23 protein-coding genes are annotated in these 19,708 nt (G+C 72.6%); 13 read left to right on the forward strand and 10 right to left on the reverse strand.

The window, feature by feature from the left end; all coding sequences use genetic code 11:
* The first annotated feature begins 109 nt into the window (after positions 1–109).
* The 4 genes from SLAV_RS13150 (at position 110) to SLAV_RS13165 (ending at position 3,490) form a co-directional block, all read left to right on the forward strand.
* On the forward strand, positions 110–1,312 hold the full coding sequence (locus SLAV_RS13150; protein ID WP_030225738.1) for an NAD(P)-dependent malic enzyme: 1,203 nt from the start codon (positions 110–112) through the stop codon (positions 1,310–1,312).
* A gap of 387 nt (positions 1,313–1,699) precedes the next feature.
* Positions 1,700–2,662, forward strand: coding sequence for a zinc-binding dehydrogenase (locus tag SLAV_RS13155; protein ID WP_030225739.1), 963 nt, complete (start codon positions 1,700–1,702; stop codon positions 2,660–2,662).
* Positions 2,663–2,732: 70 nt separating this feature from the next.
* Positions 2,733–2,942, forward strand: coding sequence for a helix-turn-helix domain-containing protein (locus SLAV_RS13160; RefSeq protein WP_030225748.1), 210 nt, complete (start codon positions 2,733–2,735; stop codon positions 2,940–2,942).
* Positions 2,942–3,490 (forward strand): Clp protease N-terminal domain-containing protein, encoded by a 549-nt coding sequence (locus tag SLAV_RS13165; protein ID WP_030225749.1) that lies wholly within the window; start codon positions 2,942–2,944, stop codon positions 3,488–3,490. Before SLAV_RS13160 ends, SLAV_RS13165 begins: the two co-directional genes overlap by 1 nt.
* A 7-nt stretch (positions 3,491–3,497) precedes the next feature.
* Here the strand turns inward: SLAV_RS13165 and SLAV_RS13170 are convergent, their stop codons facing one another.
* The 3 genes from SLAV_RS13170 to SLAV_RS13180 all read right to left on the reverse strand — a co-directional run bounded on the left by SLAV_RS13170 (position 3,498) and on the right by SLAV_RS13180 (position 6,424).
* Complete coding sequence (locus SLAV_RS13170; RefSeq protein ID WP_030225751.1) at positions 3,498–4,391, reverse strand: PadR family transcriptional regulator; 894 nt, start codon at positions 4,389–4,391, stop codon at positions 3,498–3,500.
* A gap of 1 nt (position 4,392) precedes the next feature.
* Positions 4,393–5,313 carry a DUF4097 family beta strand repeat-containing protein gene (locus tag SLAV_RS13175; RefSeq protein WP_030225752.1) on the reverse strand — a complete coding sequence of 307 codons (921 nt, stop codon included), beginning with the start codon at positions 5,311–5,313 and terminating at the stop codon, positions 4,393–4,395.
* Positions 5,314–5,491: 178 nt separating this feature from the next.
* Positions 5,492–6,424 (reverse strand): LysR family transcriptional regulator, encoded by a 933-nt coding sequence (locus SLAV_RS13180; protein WP_030225753.1) that lies wholly within the window; start codon positions 6,422–6,424, stop codon positions 5,492–5,494.
* A 214-nt stretch (positions 6,425–6,638) separates the two neighbouring features.
* Here SLAV_RS13180 and snpA point away from each other — a divergent pair, with 214 nt between their 5' ends.
* Complete coding sequence (gene snpA / locus SLAV_RS13185) at positions 6,639–7,298, forward strand: snapalysin (RefSeq protein WP_030225754.1); 660 nt, start codon at positions 6,639–6,641, stop codon at positions 7,296–7,298.
* Here the strand turns inward: snpA and SLAV_RS13190 are convergent.
* From SLAV_RS13190 to SLAV_RS13210, 5 genes are all read right to left on the reverse strand, one after another.
* Positions 7,295–7,489, reverse strand: coding sequence for a hypothetical protein (locus SLAV_RS13190; protein WP_030225755.1), 195 nt, complete (start codon positions 7,487–7,489; stop codon positions 7,295–7,297). The genes snpA and SLAV_RS13190 overlap by 4 nt on opposite strands.
* A 38-nt stretch (positions 7,490–7,527) precedes the next feature.
* Positions 7,528–8,112, reverse strand: a complete 585-nt coding sequence (locus SLAV_RS13195; RefSeq protein WP_030225756.1) for a dihydrofolate reductase family protein — start codon at positions 8,110–8,112, stop codon at positions 7,528–7,530.
* A 136-nt stretch (positions 8,113–8,248) separates the two neighbouring features.
* A complete protein-coding gene (locus SLAV_RS13200) occupies positions 8,249–8,851 on the reverse strand; it encodes a GNAT family N-acetyltransferase (protein ID WP_030225757.1) in 603 nt (200 codons plus the stop codon).
* A 131-nt stretch (positions 8,852–8,982) separates the two neighbouring features.
* Positions 8,983–10,044 carry a family 2 encapsulin nanocompartment cargo protein polyprenyl transferase gene (locus SLAV_RS13205; RefSeq protein ID WP_030225760.1) on the reverse strand — a complete coding sequence of 354 codons (1,062 nt, stop codon included), beginning with the start codon at positions 10,042–10,044 and terminating at the stop codon, positions 8,983–8,985.
* Positions 10,044–11,450: a family 2B encapsulin nanocompartment shell protein gene (locus SLAV_RS13210; protein WP_030225762.1), complete on the reverse strand. Its 1,407-nt coding sequence runs from the start codon at positions 11,448–11,450 to the stop codon at positions 10,044–10,046. Before SLAV_RS13210 ends, SLAV_RS13205 begins: the two co-directional genes overlap by 1 nt.
* Before the next feature lie 226 nt (positions 11,451–11,676).
* Here SLAV_RS13210 and SLAV_RS13215 point away from each other — a divergent pair, with 226 nt between their 5' ends.
* The 5 genes from SLAV_RS13215 to SLAV_RS13235 all read left to right on the forward strand — a co-directional run bounded on the left by SLAV_RS13215 (position 11,677) and on the right by SLAV_RS13235 (position 15,608).
* A complete protein-coding gene (locus tag SLAV_RS13215) occupies positions 11,677–12,156 on the forward strand; it encodes an RrF2 family transcriptional regulator (protein WP_051840312.1) in 480 nt (159 codons plus the stop codon).
* Between the two features lie 124 nt (positions 12,157–12,280).
* Entirely contained in the window at positions 12,281–13,477 is a 1,197-nt protein-coding gene (locus SLAV_RS13220) for a globin domain-containing protein (RefSeq protein ID WP_030225767.1), read from the forward strand.
* Between the two features lie 132 nt (positions 13,478–13,609).
* Positions 13,610–14,200 (forward strand): N-acetylmuramoyl-L-alanine amidase, encoded by a 591-nt coding sequence (locus tag SLAV_RS13225; RefSeq protein WP_030225772.1) that lies wholly within the window; start codon positions 13,610–13,612, stop codon positions 14,198–14,200.
* Positions 14,201–14,246: 46 nt separating this feature from the next.
* Positions 14,247–14,699, forward strand: a complete 453-nt coding sequence (locus tag SLAV_RS13230) for a GNAT family N-acetyltransferase (protein WP_030225773.1) — start codon at positions 14,247–14,249, stop codon at positions 14,697–14,699.
* A gap of 15 nt (positions 14,700–14,714) precedes the next feature.
* Positions 14,715–15,608, forward strand: coding sequence for a 1-aminocyclopropane-1-carboxylate deaminase/D-cysteine desulfhydrase (locus SLAV_RS13235; protein ID WP_030225775.1), 894 nt, complete (start codon positions 14,715–14,717; stop codon positions 15,606–15,608).
* A 58-nt stretch (positions 15,609–15,666) separates the two neighbouring features.
* Here the strand turns inward: SLAV_RS13235 and SLAV_RS13240 are convergent, their stop codons facing one another.
* Positions 15,667–17,247: a Na+/H+ antiporter gene (locus SLAV_RS13240; protein ID WP_030225776.1), complete on the reverse strand. Its 1,581-nt coding sequence runs from the start codon at positions 17,245–17,247 to the stop codon at positions 15,667–15,669.
* A 44-nt stretch (positions 17,248–17,291) separates the two neighbouring features.
* Here SLAV_RS13240 and SLAV_RS13245 point away from each other — a divergent pair, with 44 nt between their 5' ends.
* The 3 genes from SLAV_RS13245 (at position 17,292) to SLAV_RS13255 (ending at position 19,181) form a co-directional block, all read left to right on the forward strand.
* The gene (locus SLAV_RS13245) at positions 17,292–17,552 is read left to right on the forward strand and encodes a UBP-type zinc finger domain-containing protein (RefSeq protein ID WP_030225778.1); all 261 of its coding nucleotides are present in this window, start codon (positions 17,292–17,294) and stop codon (positions 17,550–17,552) included.
* Between the two features lie 214 nt (positions 17,553–17,766).
* Complete coding sequence (locus SLAV_RS13250; RefSeq protein WP_030012703.1) at positions 17,767–18,180, forward strand: ATP-binding protein; 414 nt, start codon at positions 17,767–17,769, stop codon at positions 18,178–18,180.
* 17 nt (positions 18,181–18,197) lie between these two features.
* Positions 18,198–19,181 (forward strand): RNA polymerase sigma factor SigF, encoded by a 984-nt coding sequence (locus SLAV_RS13255; RefSeq protein ID WP_063760240.1) that lies wholly within the window; start codon positions 18,198–18,200, stop codon positions 19,179–19,181.
* A 34-nt stretch (positions 19,182–19,215) separates the two neighbouring features.
* Here the strand turns inward: SLAV_RS13255 and SLAV_RS13260 are convergent, their stop codons facing one another.
* Complete coding sequence (locus tag SLAV_RS13260; RefSeq protein ID WP_030225782.1) at positions 19,216–19,677, reverse strand: hypothetical protein; 462 nt, start codon at positions 19,675–19,677, stop codon at positions 19,216–19,218.
* Positions 19,678–19,708 lie beyond the last annotated feature (31 nt).

Consider the following 19,708-nt stretch of genomic DNA (forward strand, 5'->3'; position numbering starts at 1 on the left):
CGCGGAGGCGGGCCAACCGCCGACGCGGAGTACGGACGCGGTGCCCGCCCACCCCTTAACCAGGAGTGGCCACCCTCAACGATTCAAAGGACTTAAGGGGTCACACGAAGTGGCAGCGGAGATCGTCAACCCTCGCAGCGACAGTGCGACGGACAACAACCCCGATGCGGTGTTCGCACTGCACCGGGGCGGCAAGATGGCCATCCAGGCCACGGTGCCGGTGAACGACAAGGACGACCTGTCCCTGGCGTACACCCCGGGCGTGGCGAAGGTGTGCACCGCCATCGCCGAACAGCCCGAACTCGTGAACGAGTACACCTGGAAGTCGAACGTGGTCGCCGTCGTCACCGACGGTACGGCCGTGCTCGGACTCGGTGACATCGGTCCCGAGGCCTCCCTCCCCGTCATGGAGGGCAAGGCGATTCTGTTCAAGCAGTTCGGCGGCGTGGACGCGGTTCCGATCGCGCTCGCGACCAAGGACACGGACGAGATCATCGAGACGGTCATCCGCCTCGCACCGTCCTTCGGCGGGGTCAACCTGGAGGACATCTCCGCGCCCCGCTGCTTCGAGATCGAGCGCCGCCTCCAGGAGGCGCTGGACATCCCGATCTTCCACGACGACCAGCACGGCACGGCGATCGTGACGCTGGCCGCCCTGCGCAACGCGGCGAAGCTCACCGGCCGCACCCTCGGCGACCTGCGCGCCGTGATCGCGGGCGCCGGCGCGGCGGGCATCGCCATCGCCAAGATCCTCGTGGACGCGGGCATCGGCGACGTCTGCGTCGCCGACCGCAAGGGCGTCGTCTCGGCGGACCGCTCCGACCTGACGGACGTCAAGGCGGAGATCGCGGGCCTCACCAACAAGACGGGCCTGAACGGCACGCTGGAGGAGGCCCTCGCGGGCGCGGACGTCTTCATCGGCGTCTCCGGCGGCACGGTCGGCGAGGAGGCCGTGGCCACCATGGCGAAGAACTCCTTCGTCTTCGCCATGGCCAACCCGAACCCGGAGGTCCACCCCGACGTCGCGCACAAGTACGCGGCGGTCGTGGCCACGGGCCGTTCGGACTTCCCGAACCAGATCAACAACGTGCTGGCCTTCCCGGGCATCTTCGCGGGTGCCCTGAAGGTGCGCGCGACCCGGATCACCGAGGGCATGAAGATCGCCGCCGCCGACGCCATCGCCGGTGTCGTGGGTGACGAGCTCGCCGCCGACTACGTGATCCCCTCGCCGTTCGACGAGCGCGTCGCCGAGGCCGTCACGGCCGCGGTCGCCGCGGCGGCGAAGGCCGACGGAGTGGCCCGCCTGGCCTGACCGCCACGTTGAGCCCTACGCGAAGAGGCCCGGCCGCATCACTGCGGCCGGGCCTCTTCGCGTGCGCGTCGTCCCCTCGCAGAACGCACCCTCCCGGCCCCCGAACCGGGAGGGGTCGTTCCGTCTTTTCCTTGCCGGGCGCGCGAGAGAGCGCGGGGACGCAAAGCGGGAATGCGACGGGGATGACAGGCTCATGACGAGCGCGCCGCATGGCTTGAATCCTACCTCGATCCAGACCCCCTCCCGACGTTCCGTTTAGTCCTATCCAGTGGATAAACCACCTGGTACGGAGGGCACTTGGGGGGTCACGCACGGCTTCCGCTCCGGCACGGCGACACGCCCCGACCCCTGGCCAGACGGGTCTACCGACCGGTAGCCTCTGGCCGCATGTTCGCTGCCTATGCCGCCCGAATCGACCGAGACCAGCCGCTGAACGGCCTTGTACTGGGCGACCGCCCGGCACCCGAGGCCCGCCCCGGCTGGGTGACCGTGAACGTCCGCGCCGCCTCCCTCAACCACCACGACCTGTGGTCGCTGCGCGGAGTCGGTCTGGACCAGGACAAACTGCCGATGATCCTCGGCTGCGACGCCGCCGGAACCGACCAGGACGGCAACGAGGTCGTCCTGCACTCCGTGATCGGCCAGAGCGGCCACGGCGTCGGCCCCGACGAGCCGCGCTCGATCCTGACCGAGCGCTACCAGGGGACCTTCGCCGAGCAGGTCACCGTCCCCGCCTGGAACGTGCTGCGCAAGCCCGCCGAGCTCTCCTTCGAGGAGGCCGCCTGCATGCCGACGGCCTGGCTGACGGCCTACCGGATGCTCTTCACCAACGCCGGGGTGCGCCCCGGCGACTCCGTCCTCGTCCAGGGCGCGGGCGGCGGGGTGGCCACCGCCGCGATCGTCCTGGGCCGCGCGGCCGGCCTGCGGGTCTTCGCCACCAGCCGCGACGAGGCCAAGCGCAAGCGGGCGGTGGAGCTGGGCGCCCTGGAGGCCTTCGAGCCGGGCGCCCGGCTGCCGCACCGGGTGGACGCGGTCATCGAGACCGTGGGGGCCGCCACCTGGTCCCATTCGGTCAAGTCCCTGCGGCCCGGCGGGACCCTGGTCATCTCGGGCGCCACCAGCGGCGACCGCCCGGCACATGCCGAGCTGACCCGGATCTTCTTCCTGGAGCTGAAGGTGGTCGGCTCCACCATGGGCTCGAAGGACGAGCTGGAGGACCTGCTGTCCTTCTGCGCCGCCACCGGCGTACGGCCGGTCATCGACGAGGTGCTGCCGCTCGACCGGGCGCGCGAGGGCTTCGAGAAGCTGGAGGCGGGCGACCTCTTCGGCAAGATCGTCCTCACCACCTGACCACTCCCCCACGGCACCCGTTTGTCAATCAGGGTTGACAGTCCTCCCCTGTCAACCTAGATTGACATGCATGACGGAAGCCACCGACCTCGCAGAACGGGCCGGAGACCAGGACCCCCGCGTGGGCCTGCACGCCGTGGCCGCCCTCCGCAGGCTGCTGGAGCAGCTGGAGGCCGTACAGGTGCGCAGCGCCCGCGCGCAGGGCTGGTCCTGGCAGGAGATCGCGGCCGAGCTGGGCGTCAGCCGGCAGGCCGTACACAAGAAGTACGGGAGGCTGTGATGTTCGAACGCTTCACCCGGGACGCCCGCGACACCGTGAAGGGCGCACTGGACGAGGCCCGGCGGGCCGGCGCCGCCACGGTCACCGAGGAGCACCTGCTGCTCTCCCTGATGGGCCTCGGCGCCCTGGACCCGCTCGGCGTGGACCGGGAGTCCGTACGGGCCCGGCTCGCCGAGTCCCGGCGCCGCGGCGGGATGTCCAAGGCCGACGAGGAGGCCCTCGCCGGACTCGGCATCGACCTCGGCGAGATCGTCGCCCGCATCGAGGAGACCCACGGCGCGGGCGCCCTGGCGACCCCGCCGCCGCGCCGGCGCGGCATCGCCGCGCTGCGGCGCCGCGACCGGGAGGCGGAGCACCACGTCCCCTTCACGGCGGGCGCGAAGAAGGTGCTGGAGCAGTCCCTGCGCATCGCCCTGGGCCGCCACGACAGGCACATCGGCACCCTGCACCTGCTGCTGGCCCTGCTGTCCCGGCCGGGCACGGTCTCCGAGGTCCTCACGGACCACGGGATCACCTACGCCGCGGCCGAGACGGCCCTGGCCGCCTGACCCTCCGCTACGCCCCCGGGCGCAGCCCTGCCTCGATCCTGGCGGCGGCCGCCGCCAGGTGGGCGCGGGCCTCGGCCAGCTGGGCGGGGGTCACGCCGTGGTCGCGCGCCGCGTCGCGGACGTCGTCGCGGAAGCGGTCCAGCAGCCGGTCCAGGTCCCGGGCCGGGTCGGCGGTGGGCGCGAGGTCCTCGGCCCACCCGGCGCCCGAGGGCCCCGGGGCGCTGGGCGACCCGGCGGGAGCGTTGGCCGCCGGCCCTCCGCCGAGCCAGGCTCCGGCGAGGCTCCCGAGGACCCCGCCGGGCTTGGCGAACTGCTCCTGGAGCTGGGCGGCGATCCGCTGGACCTCCTCGCGGGCCCGCTCCTGCGCCTCCTTGGCCTGGCGGCGGGCCTGCTGGGCCTCTTCGCGGGCCCGGCGGCTCTCGTCCTTCGCCCGGCGGGCCTGCTCCTTCCACTCCTGCTTCGCCTTGCGGAGCTCCTCCTTGGCGGCCTTCCAGGACTCGTCGTCGACCTGCGTGGCCGTGGCGGAGGCGGCGGCCCGCATCTCGCGCCGCAGGTCGCCGGCGGCGCCCCGGACGTCGTCGCGGATCTCGGCGGCCAGCTCGGAGACGGAGTCGCGGATCTCCAGCTCCAGGTCGGCCAGTTCACCGCCGCGGTCGGCCAGTTCGGCCCGGCCCGTCTCGGTGATGGAGTACACCTTGCGCCCGCCTTCGGTCGCGTACGTGACGAGTCCCTCCGCCTCCAGCTTCGCCAGCCGCGGGTAGACGGTGCCCGCGGAGGGGGCGTAGAGGCCCTGGAAGCGCTCCTCCAGCAGGCGGATCACCTCGTACCCGTGGCGGGGCGCCTCGTCCAGGAGCTTGAGCAGGTAGAGGCGGAGTCGGCCGTGGGCGAAGACGGGCGGCATGTCAGAGCACCTTCTTGTCGAGCTGGAGGGGGGCGTCCGCGTCGGCCTGCGGGCGGCGCAGCAGGGCGATGGCCCCGGAGACGGTCGTCGCCCGCAGGGTGCCCGCACCCGTGCCGAGCGTGCCGGTGATCCGCTTGGCGCCGAGCTGCCCGGAGACCCGCAGGTCCTCGAAGGCGTTGGAGACCCCGCCGGTGGCGGTGTTGGCCTCCACCTTGGCGTCGGCGGGGTGCGGCAGGCGGATCGCCACCTCGCCGGAGACGGAGTTGAGGAAGATGTCCACCGGCGCGGGGGCGTCCGGCGCGGGGGCGAGGTCGATGAGCATGTCGCCGCTGACCGAGTCGGCCCGTACGTTGCCGCCGAAGCCGTCGACCACCGTCAGGCCGCCGGAGACAGAGTGGAAGCCGAGCTCGCCGGTCAGGGACTGGGCCTCGACGCTGCCGGAGACGGTGTGCGCCTTGACCCGGCCGGACAGCCCGACGAGGGTCGCGTCACCGGAGACCCCGTTGACCTCGGTGCCGCCCGCGATGCCGGAGACGAAGACGGTGGCGCTGACGGTGGCCAGCTGCACGTGGGTGCCGGCCGGCAGGGTCAGCGTCACGGTCACGCTGCGCTCCCAGGCCTTGCGGCCGTCCTCGGAGGCGCCCTTCCAGGCCTTCCACGGCTTGCCCTCGAACCACTTCTTGAAGCCCTGGGAGCCGTTCCAGGGGAGGTCCTCGTAGGACAGGGTGAGGGTGCCGCCCTCCTGGACCACGTGCAGCGGCGGCCCGTCCACCTCGGCGACCTCCAGCCGCGCCGGGCCGGCGTCGACCGCGGCCACCACGTTGACCGTGCCACCGACCACACGGACGCGCAGGTCGGTCACCGGCTGCTCGAAGGTGAGCTTCTGCGGTGCGGCGACGGACCACGTCATCTGCTCTGCCATGGTGCTGCTCCTCCTCGTGGGCTGACGCACGCAACATATCGCGTCTTCTGTAGAACACGATATATCGCGGCATGCCGAAGTCAAGCACCGCGCACAACGGAGGACAAAGGGGGACGGGGCACGACGACCCGGCCGGGGGCGGGGACGGGGACGGGGTGGGGCAGGCAACGACGAGGACTCAGGCCGCCAGCAGCGGACTGTCGTGGTGCCGCAGCCACGCCCGGTACGGCGGCGTCCGCAGCGCCGCCTCGCGGTAGGCCGCGCGGAGGTCCTCGTAGACCTCCGCGTGCGCCCCCGGCCGCGTGGCCAGCAGCAGCCGTACCGCCAGCGGGTCCCCCGACAGCGGCCGGATGGCCATGTCCTCCCGCGGCCCCGAGGTCGGCTGGCAGGGCGCGACCGCCTCGCCGGACACGATCAGCGAGGTGGCGGTGTGGTAGTCGGCGTGCAGCACGGGCGGGTCGAGCCCCGCCCCGGCGAAGACCCTGCGCAGACCGTCCCATTCACCGTCGACGGACGGGTCGACGGTCCAGCGGTCTCGGGCCAGGTCCTGTAACTCCACCACCGACGACCGCGCGGCGGGATGGTCCCGCGCCATGGACACGAACTGCGGCTCGCGCTCCATCAGCACGCGCAGCTGGAGCCCGTCCGGCACCCGCAGCGGAAAGCCCTCGACCTCGTGGACGAACGCCACGTCCAGCTGTCCGGCGGCCACCATCCGCAGCAGCGCGTTGGCCGAAACGTCGACGACCAGCGAGGTCTCCGTGTCCGGCGCGCGCCGGTGCAGCCGCCGCAGCCACCCCGGCAGGGCGCGGCTCGCGGTCGAACCGAGCCTCAGGCGGGGCCCGTGCGCCGCCGCGTGGGCCTCGGCGACCAGCGCGGCCATCTCCGCGAGCAGGGGCCGGGCCCGGCCGAGCACCGTACGCCCGAACGGCGTCGGCCGGCAGCCGGTGCGCTCCCGCAGGAACAGCTCGCCGTCCAGGGCCCGTTCGATCCGGCGCAGCTGGGTCGTCAGCGAGGGCTGGCTCACGCCGAGCTGCCGCGCCGCCTTGTGCAGGCTGCCGGCGTCGGCGATGGCGCAGAGCGCCCTCAGGTGCCTGACCTCAAGCTCCATGTCCCGAGGGTAGGGGGCGGCCGACGGACCGCACCAGTCACCTATAGCCCCCCGAATCCCGCCATTCTCACGCCAGTTGCCCTGTCGAAATCTTCCCGATAGGCCGGCGCTATCGGGTGCTGACATCATCCCCGGGCCCCTTCGGCTCCCGCAGACTCCGGTACCGGATGACCCATCCACCCCCCACCGCACCGGCTGAGTAGGAGCCCCCCACATGCGCCACTCCCGCAGGATCACGCTGTCCGCGACCATCGGCCTCGGCATCGCCGCGGCCCTCGGCGGCGTGGTCCCCACGGCCACGGCGGCGAACGCCCCGGCCGGCAACCCGGCCAGCTACGCCGCGTACGAGCGTTCCGCGGAGAACCAGGCCGCCAACAGCGCCTTCTTCGAGGCCGTGAAGCGCTCGGTGGCCGAGCAGCGCGCGGCCAACCCCGGCCTGGCGGCCGTCACCGTCACCTACAACACCCGCAACGCGCCGAGCTTCCGCAGCGTGATCGCCCGTTCCACCCAGATATGGAACAGCTCGGTGTCCAACGTGAAGCTCCAGGAGGTGTCCTCCGGCGGGAACTTCTCGTACTACGAGGGCAACGACTCCCGCGGGTCGTACGCGAGCACCGACGGGCACGGCCGGGGTTACATCTTCCTCGACTACGCCCAGAACCAGCAGTACAACTCGACCCGCGTGACGGCGCACGAGACGGGTCACGTGCTGGGCCTGCCGGACCACTACTCGGGGCCGTGCAGCGAGCTGATGTCGGGCGGCGGTCCGGGCACCTCGTGCACGAACCCCAACCCGAACAGCGCCGAGCGCTCGCGCGTGAACCAGCTGTGGGCCAACGGCCTGGTCGCCTCGGGCATGGACACCAAGGGCTAGCCTCCGGCGTACCGCGTGCAGTCCGGGTTCCGGCAGGGACCCGGGCTCCACTCCGGCACGAAGATGCCGAGGGACTTGCGCCGTCTGAGCAGGGTGTCGACGGCGCGCCCGCAGGCCGGGCACGTCTGCTGCTCGTGCCCGGCCCGCGGGGCCACCGTCCCGCGCGCCCGCTGTTGCTGTTCACCGGCCATACCTCCACGGTAGGCCGGTTCGGCGCGGGCGGCGCGGTTCAGCGCCTGACGTCGTACGAGGTGATGATCTGGCCGCCGCCGAGGACGGTGCAGCCGGTCAGCTCCAGCGGACGCACCCCGAAGCCCGCCCGGGACATCGGCATGCCGGTCCCCACGGCGACCGGGTAGGTCTTGACGATGTACTCGTCGATCTCATCGGCCAGCTGCCCCGCGAGGTCGGCGCCGCCGCAGAGCCAGATGTCGAGCCCGTCCTGCGCCTTGAGCTCGCGGACCCTGGCGGCGACGTCCCCGGAGATCAGCCGGACCTCGGGGTCCGGCGGGACCGTGAGGGAGCGCGAGACGACGTACTGCTCGCGCATGTGGCCGTAGGGGCTGGTCATGCCCACCTTCAGGCCCGGCTCGTAGGTGCCCCGGCCCATGAGGACCGTGTCGAACCGCTTCGGGGCGGCGTCCTCGATCCCGAGCTGGGCCCGGCCGACGGCGGCGATCGTCTCGGGGTACTCGGCCGTCAGGTGGCCGATGAACTCCGGGTCGAGGTGGGCGTAGATGAAATCGGCGTCGCCGTCGGGGGCTCCGATGAAACCGTCGACCGTGGCGGCGATGAAGTACGTGAGCTTGCGCAAGCGATTCTCTTCCGTCAGGCAGTGCCACCGCTCCAGGGCACGACGACGAAAGTACTTCACCTGAAGTACTTCAACAACCCCCTTTTCCGGGGCTCCTCCGGAAGCCCCCGGAAGCCCCCGGTATCCCGCCGGCGGCTCAGCCCAGCGGCTTGCGCCACATCGGCCACATCAGCGGCCCGTCCGGCAGTCGCACCGCCTCGCCCGTGAACTCCCAGCCGAGCCGCTCGTAGAGGGCGCGGCTGCGCTCGCTGCTCGCCTCCAGGTACGCCGGGACGCCCTCGCGGTCGCAGCGCTCCAGGACCGGCCGGATCAGCTCGGTGCCCAGCCCCTCGCCCTGCCGGCCCGGAGCCACCGCGATCATCAGCAGGTACTCGTGCTCCTCCGCGGTGGGGTGCACCGCGCCCGTGAGCCGGCCCACCAGCTCGCAGCGCTCGTTGCCGGGATCGGCGACCGCCCGCATCTTCGCCGGGACCTCGTCCTCGACGGGCTCCGCCTCCGGATCGCCCGCCGGGATCCGCAGCCACAGCGCCGCCGCCGAGCCGTCCGCCGCGTAGTCGATCCGCCCCTCCGCCAGCGCCACGTCCACGAAGACGCCGAGGAAGCGGCCGTGCACGGCGGCCCGGTGCTCCGGATCGGGGAAGACCCAGCAGCTCACCGGGTCGCTGCGGAAGGCCTCGTCCAGCAGCCGCGCCACCGCGTCCCGGTCCGACTGATCCGCCTGACGTATGTCCAGCACCACAGGTCACACCCTCCACTCAGGTCTCAACAACACTGAGTGATCCTAGAGTTGGGCCACCTGCGCGGTAAGGCCCGTTCCGGCACCTCCCGGTGCCGGAACGGGCCTTGCCCGTACGCCCCCGCCCCACGCGCTCACCTCGTACGGCGCGTCACGAACTCCGCCAGGGCCAGCAGCCCGCCCGCCGCCCCGAGGTCCGGGACGGCCCGGGACAGCTCCTGCACCGCCCGGCCCATCCGGTCGGCGGCATGGGCCTGCGCCCAGTCCCGCCCGCCCGCCCGCTCCACCGCGCGGGCCGCGGCGCGCACGTCGTCCCCGGCCATCGGGCCCGCGTACAGCTCTGCCAGCTCCGCCCCGGCGCGGGTGCCCGAGGTGAGGGCGGCCACGACCGGGAGGGACTTCTTGCGGGCCAGCAGATCGGCCCCGGCGGGCTTCCCGGTGTGCGCCGGATCCCCCCAGATGCCGATCAGGTCGTCGATCAGCTGGAAGGCCAGCCCGGCCTCGCGGCCGAAGGCGTCCATCGCCTCGACCTCCTCCGGCCCGGCCCCCGCGTAGAGCGCGCCCAGGGCGCACGCGCAGCCCAGCAGGGCCCCGGTCTTCGCCGTCGCCATGGTCAGGCACTCGTCGAGCGCGACGTCCGGACGGCTTTCGAAGGCGCAGTCCGCCTGCTGTCCGGCGCACAGCTCGATGACGCAGGCCGCGAGCCGGGCGGAGGCGGCCGCCGCGGCCGGGTGCGGGTCCTCGGCGAACAGCCGCAGCGCGAGCGCCATCACGGCGTCGCCGGTGATGATCGCGTCCGGTGTCCCGAAGACGGCCCAGGCCGTGGGACGCCCGCGCCGGCGGACGTCCTTGTCGATGACGTCGTCGTGCAGCAGCGTGAAGTTGTGCGCCAGCTCCACGGCCACCGCCGCCCGTACGACCCCCCGCTCACCGGACCCGCCGGGCCCGCCGAGCGGACCGCCCAGGGCCTGCGCGGAGGCGAGGACGAGCGCGGGCCGGATGGCCTTGCCCGCGCCCCCCTCCGTCGGGCGGCCCTCCTCGTCCTCCCAGCCGAAGTGGTACATCGCCACCCGCCGCATGGACCCGGGCAGGCTCTCGACGGTCCGGCGCAGTTCCGGGTTGACCGTTTCTCTGGTGCGCTCCAGCAGGGCCGCCGCCTCCTGCCCCTCGCCCGCGGCGATGGCGTTCGCGGTCATCAGCGCCAGCGGCCGATCTCGACGTTCTCCAGCACCCCGAGGGCGTCCGGCACCAGCACGGCGGCCGAGAAGTAGGCGGTGACCAGGTAGGAGATGATCGCCTGCTCGCTGATGCCCATGAAGCGCACCGACAGGCTGGGCTCGATCTCGTCCGGGATGCCGGGCTGGTGCAGGCCGATCACGCCCTGCTCGTCCTCGCCCGTGCGCATGCACAGGATGGACGTCGTACGGGCGTCGCTGACCGGGATCTTGTTGGACGGGAAGATCGGCACCCCGCGCCAGGCGGGCACCCGGTGGCCGCCCACGTCCACCGACTCCGGGTAGAGGCCGCGCTTGTTGCACTCGCGGCCGAAGGCGGCGATGGCCTTGGGGTGCGCGAGGAACATCTTGGAGCCGCGCCGCATCGCGAGGAGGGCGTCGAAGTCGTCGGGGGTGGGCGCGCCGTCGTGGGGCTGGATGCGCTGGTCGTAGTCGGCGTTGTGGAGCAGGCCGAAGTCGCGGTTGTTGAGCATCTCGTGCTCCTGGCGCTCGCGCAGCGCCTCGACCGTGAGCCGCAACTGCTGCTCGGTCTGGTTCATCGGCTGGTTGTACAGGTCTGCGACGCGGGTGTGGACGCGCAGGACCGTTTGTGCAATGGAGAGTTCGTACTCGCGCGGGCGGGCCTCGTAGTCGACGAAGGTGCCGGGCAGGACGGCTTCGCCGTGGTGGCCCGCGGAGAGGTCGATCGCGGCCTCGCCGTAGGTGTTGGTGCGCTGGGCGGGCGCGGACCGTGCCCGGTCCACGTGCGCGCGCAGCGAGTCGACCCGGTCGGCGAGGAGCTGGAAGTCCTGGCGGGAGAGGACGAGCGCGGTGCCGGAGGTGGCGGCGCGGGCGGTGTACTCCCAGATCGCCTCCTCGTCCGTGAGGGCGCCGTCGCCGAAGTAGGCGCCGTCGGCGACGGTGCGCAGGACCGCGTCCTCGCCGTAGGGGCCGGGGCCGATCTGGTCGATGCGGCCGTGGGCGAGCAGGAAGACCCGGTCGGAGGGGCTGCCGAAGGAGGTGAGTTCCTGGCCGGCTTCGAAGTCGACCTGGCGGCAGCGGGCGGCGAGTTCGGTGAGGGCCTCCTCGTCGTCGTAGTCGCGCAGCAGCGGGAGTTCGCCGAGTTCGGCGGGGATGACCTGGACCTGGGTGCCGGTCTTGATGAACTCCACGATGCCGTTGCCGACGGAGTAGCTGAGGCGGCGGTTGACGCGGTAGGCGCCGCCCTGCACCGAGACCCAGGGGAGCATCTTCAGGAGCCACCGCGAGGTGATCTCCTGCATCTGCGGCGCGGACTTGGTCGTGGTGGCCAAGTTCCGCGCGGCCGAGGTGCCGAGACTGCGCTGCGGTGTCTGGGGTTCGGTTTCGGAACCCGCCTGGACCGACATGTCTTTCCCTTTCGATCACTCCATGGATCTGCGGGACGGAACACTTCCAGCACGCAACGTGGTGAGACCATTACACAAAAGGGTGGGACTACTCCGTGTGGGTCTGGGCATCCTTCACGGTTGAACGTCTTCACAGGACCCCCTCCGCACCCCACCGGTTCCGGCCACTTCCCACGCCCCCGCCCCTTAAGTTGTATCTGTGATGCAAGTTTTCTAACCTGGGGTCATGCGGCTGACGCGATTCACCGACCTGGCGCTGCGCGTCCTGATGCGCCTGGCCGTCGAGAGCACCGAACTCCCCACCACCCGGGAGGTGGCGGCGACCATGGAGGTCCCGTACACCCACACGGCCAAGGTGGTCGCCCGCCTGCAGCACCTCGGACTGGTCGAGGCGCGGCGCGGCCGCGGCGGCGGGCTCGCGCTCACCCCGGCCGGACGCGCCGCGTCGGTCGGGGGCCTGGTGCGGGACCTGGAGGGGGACGGTGACGTCGTGGACTGCGACGGGACGGTCCCGTGCCCGCTGCGCGGGGCGTGCGTCCTGCGCGGCGCGCTGCGCCGGGCCCAGGAGGCCTTCTTCGCCGCCCTGGACCCGCTCACGGTGGACGCTCTCGTGGCGGCCCCGACGGGCCCGCTGCTACTGGGGATCTCGGGCGGGAACCGGAGCGGGTCCGAAGGTCCCGCCACCGAGGGCCGAATGGCCGATTAAGTGCGCCGCACCGCCCGCCCGGCCTGACCCCGGGGGCCCTTCCGAACGAACGTCCGCATCGCGGAGGCACCCTTCGGTGGGCTTGAATATGAATCTGAAATACCAATTATGCAAGGAGCTCCGCATGCTGTCCGAGAAGTCGGCCGCGACCGTACGCGCCACCCTGCCCGCCGTCGGAGCCGCCATCGGCGAGATAGCAGAGCTGTTCTACGAGAAGCTGTTCGCCGCCCACCCGGCCCTGCTCCGGGACCTGTTCAACCGGGGCAACCAGAACGCCGGACTCCAGAAGCAGGCCCTCGCCGGTTCCGTCGCGGCCTTCGCGACCCACCTCCTGGCACACCCGGACACCCGCCCCGACGTGATGCTGAACCGCATCGCGCACAAGCACGCCTCCCTCGGCGTCACCCGCGAGCAGTACCCCGTCGTCCGCCTGCACCTCTTCGAGGCCATCGCCGAGGTCCTCGGCGACGCCGTCACCCCCGAGGTCGCCGAGGCCTGGGACGAGGTCTACTGGCTGATGGCGAACGCCCTCATCGCCATCGAGGAGCGGCTCTATGCCGAGCAGCGGGTCACCGCCGGCGACGTCTGGCGGGAGTGGACCGTGGCCGCCCGCGTCGAGGAGACCGCGGACTGCACCACCTTCCGCCTCTCCCCCGCCGACGGCGCGCCCGCCCCCTCCTTCCGGCCCGGCCAGTACGTCTCCGTACAGGTCGAACTCCCCGACGGCGCCCGCCAGATCCGCCAGTACAGCCTCAGCGGCGCCCCCGGCTCCCCGGTCCGCTCGATCACCGTCAAGCGCGTCCACGGCCCGGCCGCCGGCGGCCCCGACGGCGAGGTGTCCAACCACCTGCACGCCCGGGTCCGCACCGGCGACGCCCTGCGCGTCTCGGCCCCGTACGGCGACCTGGTCCTGCGGGACTCCGCCGCACCGGTGCTGCTCGCCTCGGCCGGCATCGGCTGCACCCCGATGCTGTCGATGCTGGAACACCTCGCCGAGACCGGGCACGCCGCCCCCGTCACCGTCCTGCACGCCGACCGCACCCCGGCCGACCACCCGCTGCGCTCCGACCACCGCGCCCTGACCCACAAGCTCCCCGACGCCTCGGCCCGCTTCTGGTACGAGGCCGACGCCGAGGCGGGCGACGCCACCGGGCTGGTGGACCTGGAGTCCGTACCGGTCGCCCCCGGCACCCAGGCGTACCTGTGCGGCCCGCTCCCCTTCATGCGGTCGGTGCGCACGCAATTGATCGCCAAGGGGGTCCCCGCCTCGGACATCCACTACGAGGTCTTCGGCCCGGACCTCTGGCTCGCCTCGGCCTGATGTCCGCTGTCCGGATCGGATCGCACGGCGTACGAACGCCCTAGCGGCGGAACGGCCGCCTCCGCTAAACCGGTAGGTGACGAGACGAACACACAGGGTGTCCGTCGCGCACCGCCACACGAGGAGGCGGCCATGTCCGTACCCATGTCCGCGGACCGGTTCCTCGGCGCCCTGCGCGCCGAGGGCCTCACCGTTGTCCAGGTCGGGGCCTGGCGCACCCACAACCGCAACCACAAGGGCCCCTGGGGACCGGTGAACGGGGTGATGATCCACCACACCGTCACCCGGGGCACCGCCTACAGCGTGGAACTCTGCCGCGACGGCGACTCCGACCTGCCCGGCCCGCTCTGCCACGGGGTCATCGGCAAGGACGGACGCGTCCACCTGGTCGGCTACGGCCGCGCCAACCACGCCGGAGCCGGCGACTCCGACGTCCTGGCGGCCGTGATCGCCGAACGGCGGCTCCCCCCGGACAACCAGGCCGACACCGATGGCAACCGCCACTTCTACGGCTTCGAGTGCGTGAACCTCGGCGACGGCGAGGACCCCTGGCCGGCCGTCCAGCTCGACGCCATCGCCCGCGCGGCGGCCGCCGTCTGCCGGGTCCACGGCTGGGGCTCCCGCTCGGTGCTGGGCCACCTCGAATGGCAGCCCGGGAAAATCGACCCCAAGGGGTTCACCATGGACTCGATGCGCGCCCGCGTCGCCGAACGCCTCAAGTGACCAAAACCGGTTGACCCCCCACCCGTCGCCGGTATCCCCTGCACCCATGTCCACCGACCTGCGCATCCTCCCCGTGGCCGCCGACGACGAACGGGCCGTCCGCGACTGGCACGACGTCCACAACCTGATCATCCCGCCGGACGCCCTCACCCTCGACGAGGTCCGCGAACGCGCCGTGCGCAACCGCCTGGACGTCGCCTACCTCGGCGACACGCTGGTCGGCTGCGCGACCCTGCGCCCGCCCACCCCCGACAACGACGGCACGGCCACCGTGATCGCCCGGATCCTCCCCGCCCACCGCCGCCGCGGCCTGGGCACCGCCTTCTACGCCCACGTCCTGGAGCGGGCCCGCGCCCTCTCCCCGGCCGCCGTGGAGACGATCGTGCTGGAGTCCAACCAGGACGGCCTGCGCTTCGCCCTGGCCCACGGCTTCACCGAGACCGAGCGCTACCTCCTGCCCGGAGACACCGTCGCCTACCTCACCCTCCGGCTGCCCTGACCGGACAATGGACGGGTGACCCACCCCGAGCTGCTCCCCCGCCCGCCGTCCCCGCTGGTCGAAGCCGACGACGACCGCTTCGCCGCGCACGGGGTCCGGCTCCTCCTCAAGCGGGACGACCTCGTCCACCCCGAGCTGCCCGGCAACAAGTGGCGCAAGCTGGCCCCCAACCTCCGGGCGGCCCTGGACGCCGGGCACGACCGGCTCGTCACCTTCGGCGGGGCCTACTCCAACCACCTGCGGGCCACCGCCGCGGCCGGCCGGCTGCTCGGGCTCGCGACGGTCGGCATCGTCCGCGGGGACGAGCTCGCCGGCCGGCCGCTGAACGACTCCCTCGCCCGCTGCGCGGCGGACGGCATGCGGCTGCACTTCGCCACCCGCTCCGACTACCGCCGCAAGGCCGAACCCCGGACCCTGCGGCGGCTGCTGGAGTCGGCCGGGGCCTCGGACGCCTACGTGGTCCCCGAGGGCGGCAGCAACGCCCTCGCCCTGCGGGGGTGCGCCGAGCTGGGCCGCGAACTGCGCGGCGCCTGCGACGTCGTGGCGGTGGCCTGCGGCACGGGCGGCACCCTGGCCGGACTGGCGGCGGGCCTGGACCCGGGCCAGCGGGCCCTGGGCGTACCCGTCCTGGCAGGCGGCTTCCTCGCCCCGGAGATACGTTCCCTCCAACACCGGGCCTTCGGCGGCCCGGCCGGCGACTGGACCCTGGCCGAAGGCTACGACCACGGCGGCTACGCCCGGATCCCGGAACCCCTGGAGGCGTTCGCCGCCGACTTCGAGTCCCGCCACGCCTTCCCCGTCGAACGGATCTACGTGGCAAAGCTCCTCTGGGCCCTCACCACCCTCACCGGCACGGGCACCTTCCCCGAAGGCACCACCCTGACCGCCGTCATCACCGGCCGCCCCTAGCCGGGGGCGGCCCCCGACCCCGCCCCACCAGAACCGCCCGGCCAGGGCAAGGGCAAGGTCACGTCTCCTCCCGGTAAGCCGCCGCCTCCTCCAGGTCCAGCCTGCGCAGCAACCCCCGCAGCATCTCGTCGTCGATCCGGCGCCGGTCCCGCAAGGACACGAACACCTCCCGCTCGGCCTCGATCATCTCCCGCGCGAGCCTGCGGTAGACGTCGTCCGCGGACTCCCCCGTCAGCGGGTTGACCTCGCCCAGCCGCTCCCACACCGCGTTGCGCCGCCGCTCCAGCACCGTCCGCAGCCGGTCCACCAACGGCGGCGGCAGGCTGCTGTTCGCCGGGGACTCCAGCAGCTCCACCAGCCGTTCCTCCGCCGCCCGCGAGGCCTCGCTCTGCGCCTGCGCCTCCGCGAGGGTCTCCGCCTGCCGGTCCTTCGGCGGCAGCTTCAGCATCCGGATCAGCGGCGGCAGGGTCAGCCCCTGCACCACCAGGGTCCCGATCACGGTCGTGAAGGTGAGGAAGAGGATCAGGTTCCGGTGCGGCACGCCCATCGGCACCGAGAAGGCGATCGCCAGCGACACCACCCCCCGCATCCCGGCCCAGCCCACGATCACCGGCGCCTTCCAGTCGGTGTCCGGCTCGCGCAGCCGGATCCGCTCCGACACCCACCGCGGCACGAAGGTCGCCGGGAACACCCACAGGTACCGCGCCGCCACCACCGCCAGGAACACCACCAGCGCGTACCCGGCCGCGGCCGCGCCCTCGTACTCGCCGAGCCCCTTGAGCACCACCGGCAGCTGCAGCCCGATCAGCGCGAAGACCACCGACTCCAGCACGAAGGCGACGACCTTCCACACCGCCTCCTCCTGGAGCCGGGTCGCGAAGTCGACCTGCCAGTTGCGGTGACCCAGGTACAGCGCGACCACCACCACCGCCAGCACGCCCGACGCGTGCACCCGTTCGGCCGCCGCGTACGCCACGAAGGGGATCAGCAGCGACAGGGTGTTCTGCAGCAGCGGCTCCTTCAGCCGGGTGCGCAGCTGGTGGATCGGCACCATCAGCAGCAGGCCCACGCCGACCCCGCCCACCGACGCCAGCAGGAACTCCGCGACCCCGCCGGCCCAGCCCGCACCGACCCCGACCGCCGCCGCCAGGGCCACCTTGTAGGCGGTGATGGCGGTGGCGTCGTTGACCAGGGACTCCCCCTGCAGGATGGTCGTGATCCGGTTCGGCAGCCCGAGCCTGCGGGCGATGGCCGTCGCCGCGACCGCGTCCGGCGGCGCGATCACCGCGCCCAGCACCAGCGCCACCGGTGGCGTCAGCCCCGGCACCACCATGTACGTCACCCAGCCGACGGCCAGCGTCGCGAAGAGCACGTACCCCACCGACAGCAGCGCGATCGGCCGCGCGTTGGCCCGCAGGTCCAGGTACGAGCTGTCCACCGCGGCCGTGTACAGCAGCGGAGGGAGCAGCAGCGGCAGCACGATGTGCGGATCGAGCGTGTACGCGGGCAGCCCCGGCACGTACGCGGCGATCAGCCCGACGACGACCAGCAACAGCGGCGCGGGCACCGGCGTCCTGCGGGCCAGCCCGGCGACGGCGGCGCTCCCCGCGACCAGCGCCACCAGCGGCAATACCTCCATGCGCTTCCATCCCCACTCGTCGCCCCACCCGTACGCTGGCCATCATGAGCGAGTGCACCCATGTTGCCGAACTGCCGCGCCCCGAGCCCGTCCCGCATGCGCCGACCTGTCCCGAATGTGAGGTGCTCGGGAGCCATCCCGTCCAGCTGCGGATGTGCCTGGTGTGCGGGCACGTGGGGTGCTGCGATTCCTCCCCGTACCGGCACGCCACCGGGCACCACGAGGCGACCGGCCATCCCGTCATGCGCAGCTTCGAGCAGGGCGAGAGCTGGCGGTGGTGTTTTGTCGACGGTTCGATCGTGTGAAGCGGGGTAGGTCAACCCTCCGCCGGTTCCCCTTATTTGGGCCCGCAGACCCCTAGCCACTGTGCGTACCCGTGGGCTTACCATCAGTCACCGGACAGGAGCGGGGTCGGCCCTGACGTTCCAAAACGGGCGCCATGAGGGGTGCCGCGACACGATCGCCCGGATCGCGGTAGCGTCACCGGCGAACAGAGCTCGTACCACCTTGGAGGTGAGGGTGTCCCAGATCGCAGGCGAGCCCGGGACCCAGGACTTCGTGGAAGTCCGGCTGCCGGCTGCGGGTGCCTACCTGTCGGTGCTGCGAACGGCCACGGCCGGTCTCGCGGCACGTTTGGACTTCACCCTCGACGAGATCGAGGACCTCCGCATCGCGGTGGACGAGGCCTGCGCGATCCTGCTCCAGCAGGCCGTGCCCGGCTCCGTCCTCAGCTGCGTCTTCCGGCTGATCGACGATTCGCTGGAAGTGACCGTCTCGGCACCGACCACCGACGGGCGCGCACCCGAGCGCGACACGTTCGCGTGGACGGTCCTGTCGGCGCTGGCCGGCAAGGTCGAGGCCACGGTCGAGGAGAACCGGACAGTGAGCATCAGCCTCTACAAACAGCGCGGCGCGGGGCCAGGCCCGGCGTGAGCGGCGGGGAGATCCCGGTGCGGGGCGGGGATCGGCCCCGGGTACGGCACGAGGTCGACGGGGGCATCCCCGAACAGCAGCACGCCCGGCCGCACCCGGCTGACGCGGATGCGGAAGACGGCTTTTTGGACTCGGCGGAGCGACGGGCGGGCCCTATGAGCGAGAACCAGCACGAGGAACCACAACCATCACGGCCACCGGCGGCCGCCGCCGCGGCCCCGGGCGCGTCCCCCGCGCTGCCGGACCCGCGGGACCGCAGCGGTGCGCGAGCCCTGTTCTTCGAGCTGCGCGAGCTGCCCGAGGGGTCACCGGAGCGGGCGGAGCTGCGCAACCGGCTGGTGCGGATGCACCTGCCACTGGTGGAGCACCTGGCGCGGCGGTTCCGCAACCGCGGCGAGCCGCTGGACGACCTGACCCAGGTGGCCACCATCGGCCTGATCAAGTCGGTGGACCGGTTCGACCCGGACCGGGGCGTCGAGTTCTCGACGTACGCCACGCCCACCGTGGTCGGCGAGATCAAGCGGCACTTCCGTGACAAGGGCTGGGCGGTACGGGTGCCCCGGCGTCTGCAGGAGCTGCGGCTCTCGCTGACCACGGCCACGGCGGAACTGTCCCAGCAGCACGGCCGCTCCCCCACCGTGCACGAACTGGCGGAGCGGCTGGGGATCTCCGAGGAGGAGGTGCTGGAGGGGCTGGAATCGGCCAATGCCTACAGCACGCTGTCCCTGGACGTGCCGGACACCGACGACGAGTCGCCGGCGGTCGCGGACACGCTGGGCTCGGAGGACGAGGCGCTGGAGGGCGTCGAGTACCGCGAGTCCCTCAAGCCGCTGCTGGAGGGACTGCCGCCGCGGGAGAAGCGGATCCTGCTGCTGCGGTTCTTCGGCAACATGACCCAGTCGCAGATCGCGCAGGAGGTCGGCATCTCCCAGATGCACGTCTCCCGGCTGCTGGCCCGCACCCTGGCCCAGCTCCGCGAGAAGCTCCTGGTCGAGGAGTAACCGGGGGCAGCAGGGGAGCGGTACCCGGGACGGACTATCGGGCCTGGTCGCCGGGCCCGATTCCGAGGGCGCGGGTCGCCGTCGGGTTCACGAGGAGGGCCGCGACGGCCACCGCGGCCAGGGCCAGGGCGACGGCGGCGATCCGCATCGCGCCGCCGGTGTTCCACAGGGTCCAGGCCACCGGCAGCGCCATCAGCTGGGTGATCAGCGCCGGGCCGCGGCTCCAGCGGCGGCCCAGGCGCAGCCCGCGCGCCGCGATCAGCGGCAGGGCGGCGAGCCCGAGCAGGGTGATCCCCCCGGTCTCCGCCTGCTGGGGGGAATCGGGGTGGCCGGCGATGCCGACGAACAGCATGTAGAGGCCGAGCCCGGCCAGGGCCAGACCCTCCAGCGCGGTGAGCGCCGCGGCGCCGGTCAGCCGGCCGGGCAGGGTCGCGGGCCGCTCCGCGGCATCGGTGACGGGGGCGGCGGGGGTGTGGGGGGTCGGCTTTTTGCTCACCCCAGCAGGGTAGCCGCGGCCCGTGGGGCGC

Origin of the sequence: Streptomyces lavendulae subsp. lavendulae (assembly GCF_002803845.1) — a bacterium.
Classification (GTDB): Bacteria; Actinomycetota; Actinomycetes; order Streptomycetales; family Streptomycetaceae; genus Streptomyces; species Streptomyces lavendulae.

Coding starts and splice junctions, on each gene's coding strand:
- SLAV_RS13155 (WP_030225739.1), top strand. CDS start 1,700: ATGTTCGCTGCCTATGCCGCCCGAATCGACCGAGACCAGCCGCTGAAC.
- SLAV_RS13160 (WP_030225748.1), top strand. CDS start 2,733: ATGACGGAAGCCACCGACCTCGCAGAACGGGCCGGAGACCAGGACCCC.
- SLAV_RS13165 (WP_030225749.1), top strand. CDS start 2,942: ATGTTCGAACGCTTCACCCGGGACGCCCGCGACACCGTGAAGGGCGCA.
- SLAV_RS13170 (WP_030225751.1), bottom strand. CDS start 4,391: ATGCCGCCCGTCTTCGCCCACGGCCGACTCCGCCTCTACCTGCTCAAG.
- SLAV_RS13175 (WP_030225752.1), bottom strand. CDS start 5,313: ATGGCAGAGCAGATGACGTGGTCCGTCGCCGCACCGCAGAAGCTCACC.
- SLAV_RS13180 (WP_030225753.1), bottom strand. CDS start 6,424: ATGGAGCTTGAGGTCAGGCACCTGAGGGCGCTCTGCGCCATCGCCGAC.
- snpA (WP_030225754.1), top strand. CDS start 6,639: ATGCGCCACTCCCGCAGGATCACGCTGTCCGCGACCATCGGCCTCGGC.
- SLAV_RS13190 (WP_030225755.1), bottom strand. CDS start 7,489: ATGGCCGGTGAACAGCAACAGCGGGCGCGCGGGACGGTGGCCCCGCGG.
- SLAV_RS13205 (WP_030225760.1), bottom strand. CDS start 10,044: ATGACCGCGAACGCCATCGCCGCGGGCGAGGGGCAGGAGGCGGCGGCC.
- SLAV_RS13210 (WP_030225762.1), bottom strand. CDS start 11,450: ATGTCGGTCCAGGCGGGTTCCGAAACCGAACCCCAGACACCGCAGCGC.
- SLAV_RS13215 (WP_051840312.1), top strand. CDS start 11,677: ATGCGGCTGACGCGATTCACCGACCTGGCGCTGCGCGTCCTGATGCGC.
- SLAV_RS13220 (WP_030225767.1), top strand. CDS start 12,281: ATGCTGTCCGAGAAGTCGGCCGCGACCGTACGCGCCACCCTGCCCGCC.
- SLAV_RS13225 (WP_030225772.1), top strand. CDS start 13,610: ATGTCCGTACCCATGTCCGCGGACCGGTTCCTCGGCGCCCTGCGCGCC.
- SLAV_RS13230 (WP_030225773.1), top strand. CDS start 14,247: ATGTCCACCGACCTGCGCATCCTCCCCGTGGCCGCCGACGACGAACGG.
- SLAV_RS13240 (WP_030225776.1), bottom strand. CDS start 17,247: ATGGAGGTATTGCCGCTGGTGGCGCTGGTCGCGGGGAGCGCCGCCGTC.
- SLAV_RS13245 (WP_030225778.1), top strand. CDS start 17,292: ATGAGCGAGTGCACCCATGTTGCCGAACTGCCGCGCCCCGAGCCCGTC.